Genomic DNA, 19378 nt, shown 5'->3' on the forward strand with positions numbered 1-19378 from the left:
CTCTCGCGCCGCGCTGTCGGAGGGCGACGGTAACGTCGATCGCATGGCAGATCGCGAGTACGGCTTCAAGACGCGTGCAATCCACGCGGGCAACATCCCCGACCCGGTGACCGGTGCGCGCGCGCTGCCGATCTACCAGACCAGCGCGTTCGTCTTCGACGACACCGCCGACGCCGCGGCGCGCTTCGCGCTGCAGAAGTACGGCAACGTCTACTCGCGCCTCTCCAACCCCACCGTCGCCTCGTTCGAGGAGCGCGTCGCGAGCCTCGAGGGCGGCCTGGGCGCCGTCGCCACCGCGTCCGGCCTCTCGGCGCAGTTCATCGTCTTCGCGGCCCTCGTCGGCTCGGGTGATCACGTCGTCTCCTCCGCCAACCTCTACGGCGGATCGATCACGCAGCTCGACGTGACGCTGCGCCGCTTCGGGGTCGAGACGACCTTCGTGCAGTCGAGCGATCCGGCCGACTACGCGGCGGCGATCACCGAGAAGACCAAGGTCCTCTACGCCGAGACCATCGCGAACCCCTCCGGCGAGATCGCCGACATCGAGGGCCTCGCGGCCGTCGCGCACGCCGCGGGCATCCCGCTCGTCATCGACTCGACCGTGGCGACTCCTTATCTCGTGCGCCCGATCGAGTGGGGCGCCGACATCGTCATCCACTCGGCCACCAAGTTCCTCGGCGGCCACGGCACCACGCTCGGCGGCGTCGTCGTCGAGTCGGGCCGCTTCCACTACTCGCACGAGAAGTTCCCGCTGCTGCACGACTCCGTCGCCTCGTACGGCGACCTCTCGTGGGACGGCAACTTCGGCGAGTACGGGTTCCTCACCCGCCTGCGCGCCGAGCAGCTGCGCGACATCGGCCCGGTCCTCGCTCCCCACTCCGCGTTCCTGCTTGCCCAGGGCGTCGAGACGCTGCCGTACCGGATCCAGGCGCACGTCGACAACGCCCGCCGCGTGGCGGAGTGGCTCGACGCCGATCCGCGGATCGAGGCCGTCTACTGGGCGGGCCTGCCCGCGCACCCGCACCACGAGCGCGCGCAGAAGTACCTGCCGAAGGGGCCGGGCTCGGTGTTCAGCTTCGTCGTGAAGGGCGGCCGCGCGGTCGGCCAGACCTTCATCGAATCGGTCGACCTCGCCAGCCACCTCGCCAACATCGGCGACGCGAAGACGCTGGTCATCCACCCCGCCTCGACGACGCACGCCCAGCTCACCGAGCAGCAGCTGCTCGACGCGGGCGTGCTGCCCGGCCTCGTCCGCCTCTCGGTGGGCATCGAGGACGCCGACGACATCATCTACGACCTCGACCAGGCGCTCACGGCGGCCGTCGAGAAGCACGGCACGCCGGACGCGCCGAGCGAGCTCCCGGAGGACGCCTCCGCGACCCTCCTCTCCCCCACCGTGGAGGTCTGACCGATGAGCGACACCGGCACCGTCGTCCAGCTGTCCAACGGGCTCAGCTGCTCCGTCCCGACCAACTCGCCGCTGGCGAAGATGCTGCGCTCGCAGCGCACCTGGGTCGGCCCGGACGCGAAGCAGCGCCTCGACATCCTCCGCCGCGCGAAGACCGTCGCGATCGTGGGCGCCTCGCCGAATCCGGCGCGCTCGTCGTACTTCGTCTCGACCTACCTGCAGCAGTCGAGCGACTACGAGCTGTTCTTCGTGAACCCCAACGCCACCGAGATCCTCGGGCAGCCGGTCTACAAGAGCCTCGCCGACCTGCCCGTCGTGCCCGACATCGTCGACGTCTTCCGCAAGGCGAGCGACATCCCCTCCGTCATCGACGACGTCGTCGCGATCGGCGCCCCGACCGTCTGGGTGCAGCTGGGCATCTGGAACCAGGAGGCGGCCGAGTACGGCGAGTCGAAGGGCCTGACGGTGGTCATGGACCGCTGCATCAAGGTCGAGCACGCCCGCTTCCACGGCGGCCTGCACCTGCTGGGCTTCGACACCGGGCAGATCACCGCGCGCAAGACGATCCGCTGACACTCGACGGGCCGGCTGGGGAGTCCCCGGCCGGCCCGTCGAGCGTCAGTCGCGCTCTGCGTCCCAGTCGCCCTCTGCGTCTCAGTCGCCCTTGACGTTCACCAGCTGGCGCAGCGTGTGCCGCACCTCGACGAGGTCGGCGGCGTCGGCCATCACCCGGTCGATCGGCTTGTACGCCGCCGGGATCTCGTCGAGGAACGCGTCCGTGTCGCGGTACTCGATCCCCGTCATGGCCTCGCGCAGCTGGTCGTGCGTGAAGGTCCGGCGCGCCGCCGCCCGCGAGTACTCGCGACCGGCTCCGTGCGGGGACGAGTCGAGCGACATCGCGTTCCCGCGACCGACCACCACGTACGACGCAGTGCCCATCGAGCCGGGGATGAGCCCCGGACGCCCGGCGTCGGCCTGGATCGCGCCCTTCCGGCTCACCCAGACGTCGCGGCCGAAGTGGCGCTCCTGCTCGGTGAAGTTGTGGTGGCAGTTGATCCGCTCCACCTCCTCGACCGGCGCGCCGATCCACTCGGAGAACTGCCGGACGACCCGGTCCATCATCTCCTCGCGGTTCAGCAGCGCGTACGTCTGCGCCCAGCGGAGCTCGGCGATGTACCGGTCGAACTCCGCCGTGCCCTCCACGAGGTAGGCGAGGTCGGGGTCGGGCAGCGTGATCCAGTGGCGCGCGCAGTAGTCGCGGGCGATCCGGATGTGCTCGCCGGCGATCCGGTTGCCCACACCGCGGGAGCCGGAGTGCAGGAACAGCCAGACGGCTCCGGTCTCGTCGCTGCTGACCTCGATGAAGTGGTTGCCGCTGCCGAGCGTGCCCAGCTGCAGCCTCCAGTGCTTCGAGTAGCGCGCCGGGTCGAAGCCCGCCGCCTCGGCGAGCGCGGCGAGCTCCGCGACGCGCGGCTCGGCGGTCGCCACGACCTTGCGGTTCGCGGCGCCCGCCGAGAGCGGCACGGCGCGCTCGATCTGCTCGCGGAGTGCCGCGAGGTCGCGGCCGGTCAGGTCGTCGCGCGTGAACCCCGTGCGCACGGCGATCATGCCGCAGCCGATGTCGACTCCGACGGCCGCGGGGATGATCGCGCCGAGGGTCGGGATGACCGACCCCACGGTCGCGCCGCGCCCGAGGTGCGCGTCGGGCATGAGCGCCAAGTGCGGGAACACGAACGGCATCCGCGAGGCGGTGAGCGCCTGCTCCCGCGCGTTGTCGTCGAGGATGCTCGCCCAGGAGACGAGGCGATCGCCGATCTTCTGCATGGTGCTGGTCTTCTGCATGGTCCTTCCTCTCGTGAAGGCCCGGCGGTCGCCGGGATAGGGGGAGACGCGTTCGGGACGGCGGGATGCCGCGAGCCGTGCACGCGCCGCCTCCCCTGCAGAGGAGTGCGGAAGCGGTGGGGCCCCGAACCGGTGTCGTCCGGGGCCTGGGCAGCTGCCTAGGAGAGCCGGAGGACGCCGGGCTGGAGGTTCGCGGGCGTGCGCTCGCCCGAGAGGGGCAGCGCATGTTCGCGGGACGCGACCGTGCGGACTTCGCGGGACGCGACCGTGCGGTCGGCGACGAGCAGTCTCGTGGTCATGCGACTGCTCCTTCCAGGCGTCGGGGGTGCGCGCTCCGGTGGCGCGCTCGGCGACCGTAGCAGCGCGGGCGAGACCTGTGCAACCCGGGCGTGTCGCGCTGTCCGCGGGCAGGAGGAGGGTCCTCCTCCGCGTCGGCGCGCCGCCTCCCCCGCGCGACGGATTCGCCTCCGCATCGCGTGGACGGTCTCTGGACGGCCCCTCCGATCCTCCGTAGGGCAGCGACGAGGCGAGTAGGCAGGAGGTGCACGGGAGAACGGACTCTCCGGGATCGGACAACGATCGAGCCGCTCGCGGCATCGAGGAACTGGACGGACGATGAGGAACACGACCTTCACACCCAGCACCACCGGATCGGCGGCGAGCGCAGCGTCGCGGCCGAGGCCCCCGCACCGCGGCAGGCGCCTCCTGATCGCCGGCGTCGCCTGCGGCGCGCTCGCGCTCGGCCCGATCGCCGCCACCCCCGCCGTCGCCGCCCCGGCGGCGGCGACCAGTACGGCGCAGGTCGCGGCCGCCGCGTGGAGCGTCGTGGCCGAGGGCGAGAACAGCGCCAACGCGCGGACGGTGCAGCACCTGCTCACCGCGGCCGGGCATCCGGTCGACGCCGACGGCGTCTTCGGCCCCGCGACCGCCGAGGCGGTGCGGGCGTTCCAGAGCGAGCGCGGCCTCTCCTCTGACGGGATCGTGGGCGAGCAGACCTGGTCCGCGCTGATCACGACGCTCTCCTCCGGGGACAGCGGCGAGGCCGTCACCGCGCTGCAGGTGCAGCTGAACAAGACCGGTGCCGGGCTCACCGTCGACGGCTCGTTCGGGCCGGCGACCGCCTCGGCGGTGGAGGCCTTCCAGTCGGAGGCCGGGCTCTCGGTCGACGGCGTCGCCGGTCCGCAGACCTGGCAGTCGCTCGTCGGCTCGGGCTCGGGCACGACCCCCGATCCGGGTCAGCCCGGCGAGACGTTCGCGTCCCTCAGCGAGGAGCAGCTCGCGAACGTGCGCACGATCATCGCCGAGGGGAAGACTGCCGGTGTGCCCGAGTACGGCTGGGTCATCGCGATCGCGACGGCCATGCAGGAGTCGCGGCTGCGGAACCTCGAGGGCGGCGACCGCGACTCGGTCGGCCTCTTCCAGCAGCGGCCGTCGACCGGCTGGGGCGACGCGGCCGACCTCGTCGACCCGGTGTTCGCGTCGCGGGCCTTCTACGGAGCAGCGAACAGCCCGACCGGAAGCACGGGCCTCACGGACGTGCCGGGCTGGGAGTCGATGAGCGTGACCGAGGCGGCGCAGACGGTGCAGGTCTCGGCCTACCCGGACGCGTACGCGAAGTGGGAGACCCTGGCCCGCGAGGCCGTCGAGAGCGAGGGATGAGGATCATGAGCATCACGACAGAGACCACCACCACCCCGATCGTCGAGGAGCGGCCGCGGAGCCTGGGCGCCCGCGCCCTGGCCGTCCTCACCGCCCTGCTCCTCGCCGTCGGCGTCGTCGTCGGCGGCGCCACGAGCGCGCAGGCGGCCGACTGGCCGGTCCTCTCCTCCGGCTCCAGCGGCGAGGACGTGACCACCGCGCAGTACCTGCTGCGCGGCTCCGGTCAGTCGCTCGCCGTCGACGGGGAGTTCGGCGCGGGCACGGCGAGCGCCACCACCGCGTTCCAGTCGGCGAAGGGCCTGGCGGCCGACGGCGTCATCGGCGCGGAGACGTGGGGCGCACTGGCCACGACCGTCCGGAGCGGCGACTCCGGTGACGCCGTGAGCGCGGCGCAGACCCAGCTCAACGCGAACGGCGCCTCGATCGCGGTCGACGGGGCGTTCGGCTCCGGCACCGATGCCGCGGTGAAGAGCTTCCAGAGCGGTGCCGGGCTGACCGCCGACGGCATCGTCGGACCTGCCACCTGGAAGGCGCTGATCGCCGGGACCGGAGGCGGCACCACTCCCCCGCCGAGCGGCGACGCGGCGGCGACCGCGCAGGCGATCCTCGACGACCCGGGCATCGAGTTCGTGGCGCTCACCCCGGATCCCGCCTCCACAGCCCTGCAGAACGTCACCGACACGGCGGCCGGCCGGCCGGCGATGACGAGTCCCGAGGGTCACGCCGGGTCCGGTCCCGTGCAGCTGGACCCGGTGATGCTCGACGCCCTCCTGCGACTGAGCACCGAGCACGGCTTCTCGGTCCGCGTCACCTCGATCGCGGGCGAGGAGCACAGCGCGGGCTCGCTGCACTACACCGGGCGCGCGTTCGACATCGACATGATCGACGGGGTCACCGTCTCGGGCGGCGCCGACCACCTGCCGGTGCAGGCCGCCTGCGACGCGATGGGAGCCGGCAGCTCGCTCGGCCCCGGTGACGCCGGTCACGCCGATCACGTGCACTGCTCCTTCTGAGGCGCAGGACCACTCGAGGGGCGGGTGCCGATCGGCGCCCGCCCCTTCCGCACGCACCGGGCGTAGTCTCCCGTCATGAGCGCCTACGTCTCCGTCCTCGACCTGTTCAGCGTGGGGATCGGTCCGTCGAGCTCGCACACCGTCGGCCCGATGCGCGCCGCCCTTGCCCTCGCCGAGCGCCTGCGGTCGGCGGGACTCCTCCCCCGGGTGAGCCGGATCGGCTGCACCCTGTACGGGTCCCTCGGCTCCACCGGGATCGGCCACGGCACCCCCGACGCGGTGGTCGCGGGCCTGGCGGGGCTCGACCCCGAGACCTGCGATCCCGAGGAGGTGCGCGGGGCCTGGCGCCGCCTCGACGTCGACGGGTCGATCCTCCTGGCGGGCGAGCAGCCGCTGCCGATGTCGAGCGACGACATCGCGTTCGAGCCGCGGACCCGCCTGCCCGAGCACCCCAACGCGCTCACGTTCAGCGTCTGGCTCGGCGAGGAGGCGCTGCCGGAGTGGGAGGAGACGTACTACTCGATCGGCGGCGGCTTCATCCGGCGCGCGGGAGAGCGGGCCGACCTGGCGGCGCTGGCGGCGCATCCGCACCCCTTCGTCTCGGGCTCGGACCTGCTGGCGATCTGCGAGCGGACAGGGTCGCGCATCGCCGGGATCGCCGCGGCGAACGAGGCGGCGCTGCATCCGGACCTCGACGTCGACGCCCGGCTCGACGCGATCTGGGACGCCATGGCCGCCTGCGTCGAGCACGGCCTCGCCACCGAGGGCGTCCTCCCCGGCGGCCTCGCCGTGCAGCGCCGCGCGTCGCTGATGCGCGAGCGCCTCGAGGCGCTGGAGGAGGACCCGCTCGACCGCGCCCGGGCGACATCCGTGGAGTGGCTGCACGCCTTCGCGCTGGCCGTCAACGAGGAGAACGCGGCGGGCGGGCGCGTGGTCACGGCACCGACCAACGGAGCGGCGGGCATCATCCCCGCCGTCGGCCACTACTACCTGCGCTTCGTGCCCGGGGCCGGTCGCGCGGGGCTGCGGGAGTTCCTCCTCACCGCCACCGCGATCGGCTCGCTCTGCAAGACCAACGCCTCGATCTCGGGAGCGGAGGCGGGCTGCCAGGGCGAGGTCGGCTCGGCCTGCGCGATGGCGGCCGGCGCCCTCTGCGCCGTGCTGGGCGGCAGCCCCCGTCAGGTCGAGAACGCCGCCGAGATCGCGATGGAGCACCACCTCGGGCTCACCTGCGACCCGGTCGGCGGACTGGTGCAGATCCCCTGCATCGAGCGGAACGCCATCGCGGCGTCGACCGCGGTCAGCGCCGCGCGGCTCGCCCTGCACGGGGACGGGACGCACCGGGTCTCGCTCGACACGGTGATCGAGACGATGCGGCAGACGGGCATCGACATGTCCTCGAAGTACAAGGAGACGAGCGAGGGCGGCCTCGCGGTCAACGTCATCGAGTGCTGAGGTGAACCCGGGTTACGCGCGGGAGTGCGGCCGCGACGGCCGGCGCCTACCGTGGGCCGGGTGAGCAGCTCCCCCTACCTCGCCCGGCCGATCGTCTCGACGCAGTGGCTGGCCGACCAGCTCGGCCGCGACGGACTCGTCGTCATCGACGCGAGCGTGCTCTTCGTGCCCGCGTTCGACGGCCGCTACCGCTACCTCACCGGCGAGGACCAGTACCTCGTCGAGGGGCACGTGCCCGGAGCGGTCTTCGCGGATCTGCTCGAGCACCTCTCGGACGCCGAGGCGCCGCATCCGTTCACGAGGCTCGACCCCGAGCGGTTCGCCGCGGCGGTCGGCGCGCTGGGGATCGACGACGACTCGGTGGTCGTCGTCTACGACTCCGCGGTCGGCCAGTGGGCCTCGCGGCTCTGGTGGCTGCTGCGCACCGCCGGTCTCGACTCCGTCGCGGTGCTCGACGGCGGCCTGACGGCATGGCGGCAGGAGGCGCGCCCGCTCGAGACAGGGCACGTCGCTCCGACACCGCGCGACGGACTCACCGTGCGCGAGGAGCGCCCGCTCTGGGTCGACAAGGCCGAGGTCGAGCGGGTGGTCCGCGGAGAGGCTCCGGGCGCTCTCGTCTGCGCGGTGCCGCCCAAGGAGTTCACGGGCGAGGCCGGCCAGCGCCCGCGCCGCGGCCACATCCCCGGCTCCCGGAGCGTGCCGGCCGCCCGTCTGGTGGATCGCGAGACGAACACCCTCCTGCCGCACGACCGGTTGCGCACGCTCTTCGGCGACGTGCTCGACGCCGAGCGGGTGGTGCTGTACTGCGGAGGAGGCGTCGCGGCGGCGGCGGACGCGCTCGCCCTCACGCTGCTCGGCGTCAGCGAGGTGGCCATCTACGACGGGTCGCTGAACGAGTGGGCGGCCGACCCGGACGCGCCCCTGGTGGTCACGGCCGCCTGACGAGCTCCGGCAGGTCTGTCGTCGGCAGTGCGCAGACGAACGCCTCGCAGGAGTAGGCGGTCGGCAGACCCTCGCGGGAGGTCCGGCCCTCGAAGAGCTCGAAGCCCGCGTCCGACCACTCGGCGGCGGCGCGGTCGGTGACCAGGGCGAGCACGCCCACCTCTGTCGCCAGGGCGCCCCGCGCGAGATCGGCCAGCGGTGCCGCCTCCGGAGCGACCACGACCAGCTGCGTCACGGGCTCGGCCAGCGACGACGCGAGCGCGAGCACCGCACCGAAGCCCATCGGCTGCTGCAGGGCTCCGGGAGCCACCGCGGCGACGACCGCGTCGGCCGCGTCGCGGTAGCGCCGCTCCCCCGTGAGCAGGAAGAGCTCGTGCGCTGCCCCGGCTGTCGCCGACAGGCCGGAGGGGTACGCACCCTCGGACGGATCGGCCGCCAGCAGCAGCCCGCGCGCGACGAGCGCCGGGTCGCCGCCGCCGGGCAGGGCGAACGGCGGCCACGCCTCGGCGGCGTCGAGCGCGCCGTCGATCAGCGAGCGGGCGGCGAGGGCGTAGCGCGGTGCTCCGTCGGCGAGCGCCAGCTGCACGAGCCCGCCGGCGAGCATCCCGAGGTCCTCGAGCGCGGGCCGGGCCGCCGAGACGCGCTCGTCGAGCGAGGCGCGCACGACGAGCACGCCGTCGACGACGTGGCGGCAGAGCAGGAAGTCGGCGGCGCGTCGGGCGGCGTCGAGCCACTCCGATCGCCCGAGGAGACGCCCGGCGCGTGCGAGCGCCTGGATCGCGAGACCGTTCCAGCCCGTGACGACCTTCTCGTCGAGGGCGGGCGGCTCCAGGCCGGAGCGGTCCGCGGCGAGGTAGTAGCCGCCCTCGGAGCGCCGGCCGTCGACGATGCTCTCGGAGTCCTGGGCGCTGGCGAAGCCGTCGCCCGGCCGCTGCAGAGTGCTGATCAGGAACGACGCGATCCCCTCCGCGATCCCGGTGACGGCGGCGCGGTCGGAGGTGCCGGTGCGGCCCAGGAGCAGGGCGGCGACGTCGAGCAGCTGGGCGTTGTCGTAGAGCATCCGCTCGTAGTGCGGCTCGCTCCAGTCCTCCTGGGTCGCGTAGCGGAAGAAGCCGCCGTCGCGGTCGCGCAGGGGCGAGGCGGCGAGGGTCAGGAGGGTGCGCTCGGCGAGCTCGGCGCCGCCCGCCCGGGAGGCGAGGAAGCCGAGCACGGGCGCCACCGGGAACTTCGGCGCCGTGCCGAAGCCGCCGTGCACGCGGTCCTCCTCGGCGGCGAGGCGCTCGACGGCCGCGTCGAGGTCGGCCGCACCGGGAAGCGCCGTCGACGCGGGGAGGGCGGCGGTCGCCTCGCGGAGGGCGTTCGCGAGCGAGCCGGCGGTGGCGTGCACCTCGTCGCGCCGCAGCCGCCACGCCTCGCCGACCGCGTCGAGGACGTCCGAGAAGGCGGGCACGCCGCCCACGGCCCGCGGCGGGAAGTAGGTGCCGGCGTAGAAGGGCTCGCCGCCGGGGGTGGTGAAGACCGTGAGCGGCCAGCCGAGGTTGCGCGTGAAGGCGCTGGCGGCGGTGAGGTAGGCGGTGTCGACGTCGGGGTGCTCCTCGCGGTCGACCTTCACCGCGACGAAGCCGCCGTTCAGCCGCTCGGCGAGGACCGGATCCGAGAACGACTCGCGCGCCATGACGTGGCACCAGTGGCAGGTCGCGTAGCCGATCGAGACGAGCACGGGCACGTCGCGCCGCTCGGCCTCGGCGAACGCCTCCTCGCCCCAGGGGAACCAGTCGACGGGGTTGTCCGCGTGCGAGCGGAGATAGGGGCTGACACTCGAGCGCAGTCGTTCGGCCATGGCTACAGGCTAGACACGGCGCCGCGGACGGTCACGGGGTTGCAGAAGGGGCGGTGTCCGGGCCTCTCAGCTCCGGTCCTGCTCCTCCACCTGCGGCGACGGCACGAGCGGCAGCGCCAGCGCGGGCGTCAGCGCCACGATCGCGAAGGCGAACGGATAGCCGACCAGGCCGATCAGCGCTCCCACCGCCGGCGCCGCGATCGCCGCCGCGGCGAACTGGCCGGTGTTCTGCGCTCCGAGTGCGCGGCCCGACCAGAACGGCCCGGCGATCTCGGCGACCGAGGTGAAGGCGAGTCCGTTGTCGGCCACCGAGATCGTCGTCGCCGCGACGAACAGGACCGCGGCGACGGCCACCGCCCCGTCGATCGCGCTCGTGGCGGCGAGCAGCAGCAGCGCCGCCACTCCGGCCACCGCGACCCAGCGCAGCGGACGCAGCCGCGACCCGACGCGGTCGCTCAGCACCCCGACTCCGATGCGCCCGAACGCGCCGGCGAACTGCGCGACGGCGACCAGCACGCCGGCCGCCCACGGCTCCCAGGCCTGGTCGGCGATCAGCCAGACCAGTCCGAAGGTCGAGAGGGTGAACTGCGGCACGACCAGCAGCGCCGAGACGCCGTGGATGCGCCAGAGCGCGGCGCCGGAGCGGTAGGGGTTCCGCACCTGAGCCGAGGCCTCGGTCCGCGGCGGACGGGGCGGATCGACGATGCCGATCGTGCACGCGACGGCGAGCACGACGAGCAGCACGACGGGCAGGGCGAGCGCGGCGGGCACCCCGGCGGCGCTCGCGAGCGGCGGCACCGTGAGCGACGCGACCGCGACTCCGAGCGGCTGGCTCATCTGCCGGATGCCCATGGCGAGCCCGCGGCGGTTGCGCGGGAACCAGCCGATCACGACGCGGCCACTCGCGGCGTTGACGCTGCCGGACGCCATGCCGCCCAGCAGGAGGAAGACGCCGAGGAGCACGAGATCGCCGGTGAGCATCGCGCCGACCCCCGCGAGCGCCGTTGCCGCCACTCCGGTCGCGAGCACGATCCGCTCGCCGTACCGGTCGGCGAGGGCTCCCCACGCGACGAGGGTGAGCACGAGCCCGACGTTCGGCGCGGCGGCGAGCAGGCCCGCCTCGGCGAGGGAGTAGCCGTACTGCGTGTGCAGGAGGGGGATCAGGAACGGCGGGACGGACACGAACACGGTCGTCGCGGCCTGCGCGGCCACTCCGATCGCGAGCATCAGCCAGGGGCGGGGAGTGCGGGGCACGGTGCTCCAGGGTCGCGAGCGGGACGGTGCCCAGGAGGCTACCGGTGCCGGGAGGCGGGACGGGGACGGGCGTCGCTCCGTGTCAGCGCTCCGTGTCAGCGCTCGAAGAACCAGCCGCTGGGCCGCTGCGGTCCGCTCGGCGAGGCACCGCCTCCGGTCCGTCCGCCCCGGCGGCCGAGCACCAGGTACGCGATGCTGCCGAGGAACGGGGCGATCACGATGAACGCGACCCAGCCGACCTTGCCCACCCGGCCCAGGCGCGGATTCGCCAGCACGCCCTGGATCGCGAAGAGCAGCAGGACGATGTTCACGACGACGAGCAGGGACTGCGGATTCACGCCGTGCTCTCCGCTCGAGGGTCTGCAGCCCTCGGCGGATCTCGCGGAGGGACGTGGGCATTCTGCCACGGCGCCGTAGGATGGAGGGCTCATGTCAGACGTCCTCAGCATCCGCTATCCGCCCGAGCTCCCCGTCTCGGCGCGGCGCGACGACATCGCCGCCGCGATCCGCGATCACCAGGTCGTCATCGTCGCCGGGGCGACCGGATCGGGCAAGACGACGCAGCTCCCCAAGATCTGCCTCGAGCTGGGGCGCGAGAGCATCGCGCACACGCAGCCGCGGCGCATCGCGGCGCGCACGATCGCCGAGCGCATCGCGGAGGAGCTCGACGACGAGGTCGGCGGCGTCGTCGGCTACCAGGTGCGCTTCACCGACAAGGCGAGCGCGTCGACGCGGATCAAGCTGATGACCGACGGCATCCTGCTGAACGAGATGAACCACGACCGGCTGCTCAGCCGCTACGACACGATCATCATCGACGAGGCGCACGAGCGCAGCCTCAACATCGACTTCCTGCTCGGCTACCTGCACCGGCTCCTGCCGCAGCGGCCGGACCTCAAGCTGATCATCACGTCGGCGACCATCGATCCGCTCAGCTTCGCCGCGCACTTCGCCGACGCCGAGGGGAAGCCCGCGCCGATCATCGAGGTCTCGGGGCGCACGTTCCCGGTCGAGGTCCGCTACCGCCCGCTCGTCGCCGAGGAGCCGGAGGAGGAGGACGACTCCGACACCCCGGACGCCACCGCGGGCAGCCGCGACCTGATGACCGGCATCGCCGATGCGCTCGCCGAGCTCGCGCGCGAGGATCCGGGCGATGTGCTGGTGTTCCTCTCGGGCGAGAACGAGATCCGCGACGCGGAGGACGCGATCCGCGGACTCTCCCTGCCGGGCACCGAGGTGCTGCCGCTCTACGGGCGGCTGTCGGCCGCCGACCAGCACCGCGTCTTCGAGCGTTCGCGCACTCCGGGCGTGCGCCGCCGCGTCGTCCTCGCGACGAACGTCGCCGAGACCAGCCTCACCGTGCCGGGCATCCGCTACGTGATCGACGGAGGAACGGCCCGCATCTCGCGCTACAGCGCGCGGTCGAAGGTGCAGCGCCTGCCGATCGAGGCCGTGTCGCAGGCGTCGGCGAACCAGCGCTCCGGCCGCTCGGGCCGCACCAGCGACGGCATCGCGATCCGCCTCTACTCCGAGGAGGACTACCTCCGCCGCCCGGAGTTCACCGACCCCGAGATCCTGCGGACGGGTCTCGCGGCGGTCATCCTGCAGATGATCTCGCTCGGCCTCGGCGACATCGCCGAGTTCCCGTTCCTCACGCCGCCCGACTCGCGCGGCATCAAGGACGGCCTCGACCTCCTCACCGAGCTCGGCGCGATCCGCGCGCCCGGCGCGTCCTCCTCCGGCTCTCCCTCGCGAGATGCCACTCCAGTACGCGACACGCCGCAGAAGGCGAGCCGGAGTGGCAGCTCGCGGAAGGAGCAGGGCCCGCAGCTCACCCGCATCGGCCGCGACCTCGCGCGCCTGCCCATCGATCCGCGGTTCGCCCGCATGGTGATCGAGTCGCGGACGCACCACACCAGCCGCGAGGTCATGGCGATCGTCGCCGGGCTCACGATCCAGGACGTCCGCGAGCGCCCGCTCGAGCGCCGCGCGCAGGCCGACCAGCAGCACGCCCGCTTCGTCGACCCGACGAGCGACTTCCTCACGCTGCTCAACCTCTGGAACTACGTCGAGGAGAAGCAGCAGGAGCTCTCCTCCAGCGCCTTCCGCCGGCTCTGCAAGGCCGAGTACCTCAACTACCTGCGGGTGCGGGAGTGGCAGGACGTGTTCCGCCAGCTCCGCCAGCTCGCGAAGCCGCTGCGCCTCGAGCTCGGCGAGCCGCGCGTGGATCCGGACGGCATCCACCGCTCGGTCCTGGCCGGGCTGCTCTCGCACATCGGCGTCAAGGACACGACCTCGCAGCAGGCGCAGCGAGCGGCGAAGAGCCGCGAGCGCCAGAACGTGCAGTACGTCGGCGCCCGCAACGCCAAGTTCTCGATCTTCCCGGGCAGCGCGCTCGCGAAGAAGCTGCCGGACGCGGTGATGAGCGCCGAGCTCGTCGAGACGAGCCGCCTGTTCGCCCGCTCGAACGCCGCCATCGACCCGGCCTGGGCCGAGGCGATCGCCGGCGACCTCGTGAAGCGGCAGTTCAGCGAGCCGCACTGGGAGAAGTCGCAGGGCGCGGCCGTCGCCTACGAGCGCGTCACGCTCTACGGAGTGCCGCTCGTCGCGCGCCGCCGCGTGCAGTTCTCGCGGATCGACCCCTCCTACGCCCGCGAGCTGTTCCTCCGCCACGCTCTCGTCGAGGGCGAGTGGGAGTCGCGGCACGCGTTCGACCGCACGAACCGCGCCCTGCGCGCCGAGCTCGAGCGCCTCGAGGAGCGCACCCGCCGCCGCGACCTGCTCGTCGACGACGAGGCCGTCTTCGACTTCTACGACCGCCGGATCCCGCGCGACGTCACCTCCGTCCGCTCCTTCGACTCCTGGTGGAAGACGAAGCAGCACGACGAGCCCGACCTGCTGACCATGACGCAGCAGACCCTGCTGCCCGAGGACGCAGAGGAGATCGACGAGACCGCGTTCCCCACCCAGTGGCGCCAGGGCGACCAGCGCTTCCGTCTCTCCTACCGGTTCGAGCCGGGCACGGAGGAGGACGGCGTGACCGTGCACGTGCCGCTCGCGCTCCTGCCGCGCGTCACTCCGCTGGGCTTCGACTGGCTCGTGCCGGGGCTGCGCGCCGAGCTGGTCACCGCGATGATCAAGGCGCTGCCCAAGCACCTGCGCCGGAACGTGGTCCCCGCGAACGACTGGGCGAAGCGGCTCACCGCCTCGCTGCCGCAGGACGTGCCGAACCCGCCGACGGAGTCGTTCGCCGCGACGCTCGCCGGAGCGATCCGCCGCGAGGCGGGCGTGGTGATCGACGCCTCCGACTTCGATCTCGAGCGGATCCCGGCGCACCTCCGGGTCACGTTCGCGATCGCCGACGAGCGCGGCCGGACGATCGCGGCGGGCAAGGAGCTGGCCCCGCTGGCCGAGCGCCTGCGCGGACGCGTGCGCGACGAGGTCGCCCGCGTGGTCGAGGCGCGCGTGCCCGATGCGCTCGAGCGCCGGGGTCTGAAGACCTGGGACATGCCCGAGCTGCCGCGCACCACCGACACCCGTCAGGGCGGCAACACGATCCGCGCGTACCCGGCGCTCATCGACGACGGCGACTCCGTGTCGATCCGCCTGATGGCGACGCCCGAGGACCAGGCCCGCGAGCACCCCCGCGGCGTGCGGCGCCTGCTCCTGCTCGCGACGCCGAGCCCGGTGGCCTACGTGCAGCAGCACCTGAGCTCGAACGAGAAGCTCGTGCTCGCGCAGAGCCCGTACCAGAACACGACGGCGCTCTTCACGGACTGCCTGCTCGCCTGCGTCGACTCCGTGCTCTGGCGGATGAAGCCCGACGGCATGCTGTTCCTCCGTGCCGAGTTCGACGCGGTGCGCGACCGGGTCTCGGCGAGCGTCATGGACTCGATGTTCGAGACCGTGAAGACGGTCACCACGGTGCTCACGACCGCGCGGGCCGCCGAGAAGGCGCTCAAGAACTCGACCAGCATGGCCCTGCTGCCGGCACTGACCGACGCCCGCGAGCAGCTGTCGGCCCTCGTGCATCCGGGTTTCGTGTCGGCCACCGGCCTCGAGCGGCTGCGGCACCTGCCGCGCTACCTCGCGGCGATCACCGAGCGGTTCGGCAAGATCTCGGAGAACGTCGGCCGCGACCGCGTCTGGCTGAACGAGGTGCAGGCGGCACTCGAGCTCTACCGCTCGGCCGGCGGTGTGCTGCCGCTGCCGCCGCACTCCCCCGAGAACCTGCAGCGCGCGCGCTGGATGATCGAGGAGCTGCGCGTGAGCTTCTTCGCGCAGTCGCTGGGCACCGCCGAGAGCGTGTCCCTGCAGCGGATCCGGAAGGTCCTCGCGGGCTGATCGGCGGCCTCGGGGCCGTGTCCCCGATGGCCCCCGTGGGCGGCTAGTGTCGTCCGGTGGGCAGCTACACCGAACTCCTCAGAACCCCCGGGGTGGGGCGCATCATCGCCGCGCAGCTCACGGCGCGCTTCCCGTTCGGGATGCTCTCGCTCGCCTTCCTCCTGCACGTCGAGCACGTGCACGACTCGTACGCGGCGGCGGGCCTCGTGCTCGGCTCGATGTCGATCGGGCAGGCGATCGCCGGCCCGCTGACCAGCCGGCTGATGGGCCGCCTCGGCATGCGCCGGGTGCTCACGCTGACCCTGATCGTCTGCGCCGCCGCGATCATCGCCATGGCGGTGCTGCCGCTCGAGGTCTGGCAGTTCGTCGCGATCGGCTTCCTCGCGGGGCTCAGCATGCCCCCGGTGCAGCCCGCCGTCCGCACGATCTACCCCAAGATGGTGCCGAGTTCGATGCTCACCCCTCTCTTCTCGCTGGACGCCTCGGCGCAGGAGATCATCTGGGTGCTCGGGCCGGTGCTGACGACCTTCGTGTCGATCCAGATCTCGACGGTGGCGGGCATCCTCACCGCGGCGGTGTTCCTGATCGGCGGCGGCATCTGGTTCATCGCGTCGCCCGAGGTCGGGCGGGTGCGCATCCCGCGCTCCAAGCGCCGGATCGGCGTGGTGCTGACCAAGCCGCCGGTGCTGCTGGCGACCGTGGTCGGGTTCCTCCTGGTCGGCGCGTGCGCGGCGGTCGAGGCGGGCGTCGTCGCCGTGTTCGGCGAGGGCGGGGTGGAGTCGGGAGTGGTGCTCGCGGTCTTCGCGGCCGGCTCGCTCGTGGGCGGTCTGACGCTGGGGCACATCCCGATCAGCCGCTGGGCCACCGCCCGCCGCATGCTGATCGTGACGGTAGGCATGGGGCTCGCCGCCTTCTCGACCGACTTCTGGTGGCTCTCGATCACGCTTTTCCTCGCCGGCGTCGGCATCGCTCCGGCCCTCGCCGCCCTCTTCACGATCACCGCCGCGAGCGTGAAGTTCTCGGACACCGCGGAGGCGTACGGCTGGGTCGGCACCGGTCAGCTGATCGGAGCCGCGCTGGGCTCGGCGATCGCCGGCGTGCAGATCGACAGCAACGGCCCGACCGCGGCGATCGTCGTCGCCGCCGTCTTCGCGTTCGTCGGGTTCGTGGTGCCGGCGGTCGGCCGCCGCTACCACCCGGATCTGCGCGGCCGCGACTCGAGCCCGCTCCCCGACACGGAGCCGGTCGAGCTGCCGACCTGATCGTCGGCCCGCTCGGAGCCTTCCGGAGCCCGCCCCCTAAAGTGGTCCCCACGCGGCGGCCGGAGGTGAGGCGACGATGGGACTGCGGGAGGACGCCGAGGAGCTCGTCCGCGCGCATCGACGCGCGGTGGAGCAGGCGCAGGCGGTCGAGCCCTGGGCCGATCCCGAGGCGCCGGAGTGGTGCGGCGAGCTGGCCGCGGCGCTCTGGCAGGGCGCGTTCCGCCCCTCCCCCGTCTACTACCGCGCCGAGGACCCGTCGCACGCGTGGCGGGGGCCGCACACGGTGCAGCTGCACCACCTCGGCTTCGGCTGGATGATCACGGCGCGGTCGATGCGCGACGGCGCGCTGGTGCCGAGCACGGCGGTCGTGCTCGAGACGGGCTCGCTCTGGCTGGGGCTGGGGCCCGGTCGCCGGCCGCACCGGGGCCTGCTCGCCCTCGCCGACACCGAGAGCGTCGAGGGGCTGCAGCCCGGGCACGACCACTATTTCGCGGTCCGCCGCTTCGGCGCGGGCGACGAGACCGCAGCGGCCGAGCGGCGACTGCTGTTCGGAGTCGCCGGGCTCGCCGCGCTGATCGAGGACGCGGTGCGGGTCGGGCCGCACGGGGAGCTCGACTGGGAGCTCTGAGCTCCTCCCGCGCCCAGGGACGGCGCCGGGCCGCGTGCCAGCATGGAGGGCATGAGCGTCCCCCTGATCCCTCTGAACGACGGCCGCGCGATCCCGCAGATCGGACTCGGCGTGTACAAGATCGGCGACGCCGAGGCCGCCCGCGCCGTCGGCACCGCGCTGGAGGCGGGCTACCGGCACATCGACACCGCCACCCTCTACGCCAACGAGCGCGGCGTCGGCGAGGGCATCCGCGCGAGCGGGATCCCGCGCGAGCAGGTCTTCGTGACCACGAAGGTGTGGAACGACGACCACGGTTACGACGAGACCCTCGAGGCGTTCGACCGGAGCCTCGAGCTCCTCGGCACCGACTACATCGACCTCTACCTCGTGCACTGGCCGATCCCCTCCCGCGACCGCTACGTCGACACCTACCGCGCGCTCGAGCGACTGCAGCAGGAGGGCCGGGCCCGCTCGATCGGCGTCTCGAACTTCGCGATCGAGCACCTCGAGCGCCTGGGCGCCGAGACCGGGGTCGTCCCCGCGGTCAACCAGGTCGAGCTGCACCCGCGCCTGCCGCAGGAGGAGCTGCGCGCGTTCGACTCCGCCCGCGGCATCGTGACCGAGGCCTGGTCGCCGCTGGCCCGGGGTCGCCTGCTGGAGGAGCCCCTGCTGGCCCGGCTCGCCGCGCGCCACGGAGTCTCGCCCGCGCAGATCGTGCTGCGCTGGCACGTGCAGAACGGGATCGTCGTGATCCCCAAGTCCGTCACTCCCGAGCGCATCCGCGCGAACATCGACGTCTTCGGCTTCGAGCTGGACGCCGAGGATCTGGCAGGAATCGCCTCCCTCGCGACCGGCGAGCGCACCGGAAGGGACCCGCGCTTCGACTGACGTCCCCTTAGCCTTCCCCCATGACGACACGGACGGCACTCCTCCTGCACGGACTCGGCGGCGCCGGGGGGACCTGGTGGCGGGTGGCCGAGGCGCTCCGAGCCGCGGGCTGGACGGTGAGCGCGCCCGACCTGCGCGGCCACGGCGATGGGCCGCGCGGCGGCTCCTCACGGCACGACGACTTCGCCGACGACGTCCTCGCGCTGCGGCCGGACGGCGCGGGACCGTGGGGGCTGGTGGTCGGCCACTCGCTCGGCGGAGCGGTGGCCGTGCGGGCCGCGGCGCGGGATCCGGAGTGGGCTGCGCGGCTCGCGCTGATCGATCCGGTCCTGCGCCTGCCCGAGGAGATGCGGGCCGAGGTACGGGCCGACGAGCTCGACGCCCTCACCGCGACGGAGGAGCAGCTCGCCGAGGCGGTGCCCGACTGGGACGCGCGCGACCGCGCCGAGAAGCTACGGGCGGCGCACGCGGCCGACCCCTCCTCCGTCGCCGCGGTCGTCGACGACAACGACCCGTGGGACCTGCTGGCCGACGTGCCCGCGCTGACGGCGCCGGTGCTGGTGCTCGCGGGCGACCCGCAGGTGTTCACGTTCTTCGGCCCGCGGCTCGCGGCCGAGGTCCTGCGGGCGAATCCGCGGGTGCGGTACGCGGTCGTGGCGGGAGCGGGGCACAGCCCGCACCGCGACCGGCCGGCCGAGACCGTCGCGATGCTGAGGGAGTGGGCGGAGAGCCCGGCGACCGTCTGAGCTCTGCAGACGGCACCCGCGGGGACGAGCCCGCCGTGTTTCGCCGACGTGAAATCAGCCCCGGAAGGGTGTCTTTTCGGTCGACCTGAGAATAGCCTCGCCCACAGCGCACCCC

The 19378-nt window shown here is 73.1% G+C and carries 16 protein-coding genes; 11 read left to right on the forward strand and 5 right to left on the reverse strand.

Translation table 11 applies throughout. The features are described from left to right. Window positions 1–43: 43 nt before the first annotated feature. Window positions 44–1408, forward strand: a complete 1365-nt coding sequence (locus ASF48_RS15860; protein ID WP_055793790.1) for an O-acetylhomoserine aminocarboxypropyltransferase/cysteine synthase family protein — start codon at window positions 44–46, stop codon at window positions 1406–1408. A 3-nt stretch (window positions 1409–1411) separates the two neighbouring features. Beyond that, window positions 1412–1981, forward strand: coding sequence for a CoA-binding protein (locus ASF48_RS15865; protein ID WP_055793796.1), 570 nt, complete (start codon window positions 1412–1414; stop codon window positions 1979–1981). A gap of 81 nt (window positions 1982–2062) precedes the next feature. Here ASF48_RS15865 and ASF48_RS15870 read toward each other — a convergent pair whose 3' ends face one another. Together ASF48_RS15870 and ASF48_RS19495 are read right to left on the reverse strand one after the other, a co-directional pair. Beyond that, window positions 2063–3232 (reverse strand): RtcB family protein, encoded by a 1170-nt coding sequence (locus tag ASF48_RS15870; RefSeq protein WP_055793961.1) that lies wholly within the window; start codon window positions 3230–3232, stop codon window positions 2063–2065. 176 nt (window positions 3233–3408) lie between these two features. Then, window positions 3409–3549, reverse strand: a complete 141-nt coding sequence (locus ASF48_RS19495) for a hypothetical protein (protein WP_157603194.1) — start codon at window positions 3547–3549, stop codon at window positions 3409–3411. A 316-nt stretch (window positions 3550–3865) separates the two neighbouring features. Between ASF48_RS19495 and ASF48_RS15875 the strand changes: the two genes are divergently transcribed. From ASF48_RS15875 to ASF48_RS15890, 4 genes are all read left to right on the forward strand, one after another. Then, window positions 3866–4909, forward strand: coding sequence for a peptidoglycan-binding domain-containing protein (locus ASF48_RS15875; protein WP_055793803.1), 1044 nt, complete (start codon window positions 3866–3868; stop codon window positions 4907–4909). A gap of 5 nt (window positions 4910–4914) precedes the next feature. Then, window positions 4915–5922, forward strand: a complete 1008-nt coding sequence (locus ASF48_RS15880; RefSeq protein WP_162238041.1) for a peptidoglycan-binding domain-containing protein — start codon at window positions 4915–4917, stop codon at window positions 5920–5922. 75 nt (window positions 5923–5997) lie between these two features. Continuing rightward, window positions 5998–7377 (forward strand): L-serine ammonia-lyase, encoded by a 1380-nt coding sequence (locus ASF48_RS15885; RefSeq protein WP_055793808.1) that lies wholly within the window; start codon window positions 5998–6000, stop codon window positions 7375–7377. Window positions 7378–7437: 60 nt separating this feature from the next. Beyond that, window positions 7438–8319 (forward strand): sulfurtransferase, encoded by an 882-nt coding sequence (locus ASF48_RS15890; protein ID WP_200931027.1) that lies wholly within the window; start codon window positions 7438–7440, stop codon window positions 8317–8319. Here ASF48_RS15890 and ASF48_RS15895 read toward each other — a convergent pair. The 3 genes from ASF48_RS15895 to ASF48_RS15905 all read right to left on the reverse strand — a co-directional run bounded on the left by ASF48_RS15895 (window position 8306) and on the right by ASF48_RS15905 (window position 11751). Then, window positions 8306–10159 (reverse strand): thioredoxin domain-containing protein, encoded by a 1854-nt coding sequence (locus ASF48_RS15895; RefSeq protein ID WP_055793811.1) that lies wholly within the window; start codon window positions 10157–10159, stop codon window positions 8306–8308. The genes ASF48_RS15890 and ASF48_RS15895 overlap by 14 nt on opposite strands. A gap of 66 nt (window positions 10160–10225) precedes the next feature. Beyond that, window positions 10226–11386: an MFS transporter gene (locus ASF48_RS15900; protein WP_055793817.1), complete on the reverse strand. Its 1161-nt coding sequence runs from the start codon at window positions 11384–11386 to the stop codon at window positions 10226–10228. 122 nt (window positions 11387–11508) lie between these two features. Then, the gene (locus ASF48_RS15905; protein WP_055793825.1) at window positions 11509–11751 is read right to left on the reverse strand and encodes a PLDc N-terminal domain-containing protein; all 243 of its coding nucleotides are present in this window, start codon (window positions 11749–11751) and stop codon (window positions 11509–11511) included. A 91-nt stretch (window positions 11752–11842) separates the two neighbouring features. On the opposite strand from ASF48_RS15905, the gene hrpA reads away from it, so the two are divergent. The 5 genes from hrpA to ASF48_RS15930 all read left to right on the forward strand — a co-directional run bounded on the left by hrpA (window position 11843) and on the right by ASF48_RS15930 (window position 19263). Then, entirely contained in the window at window positions 11843–15757 is a 3915-nt protein-coding gene (gene hrpA, locus ASF48_RS15910; protein ID WP_055793834.1) for an ATP-dependent RNA helicase HrpA, read from the forward strand. 56 nt (window positions 15758–15813) lie between these two features. After that, entirely contained in the window at window positions 15814–17019 is a 1206-nt protein-coding gene (locus tag ASF48_RS15915; RefSeq protein ID WP_055793836.1) for an MFS transporter, read from the forward strand. 76 nt (window positions 17020–17095) lie between these two features. Continuing rightward, a complete protein-coding gene (locus ASF48_RS15920) occupies window positions 17096–17647 on the forward strand; it encodes a hypothetical protein (RefSeq protein WP_055793837.1) in 552 nt (183 codons plus the stop codon). A 51-nt stretch (window positions 17648–17698) separates the two neighbouring features. Further along, window positions 17699–18517: an aldo/keto reductase gene (locus ASF48_RS15925; RefSeq protein ID WP_055793842.1), complete on the forward strand. Its 819-nt coding sequence runs from the start codon at window positions 17699–17701 to the stop codon at window positions 18515–18517. Between the two features lie 20 nt (window positions 18518–18537). Further along, window positions 18538–19263 (forward strand): alpha/beta fold hydrolase, encoded by a 726-nt coding sequence (locus tag ASF48_RS15930; protein WP_055793843.1) that lies wholly within the window; start codon window positions 18538–18540, stop codon window positions 19261–19263. Window positions 19264–19378 lie beyond the last annotated feature (115 nt).

This window comes from Rathayibacter sp. Leaf299, assembly GCF_001423055.1.
Lineage (GTDB): Bacteria > Actinomycetota > Actinomycetes > Actinomycetales > Microbacteriaceae > Rathayibacter > Rathayibacter caricis.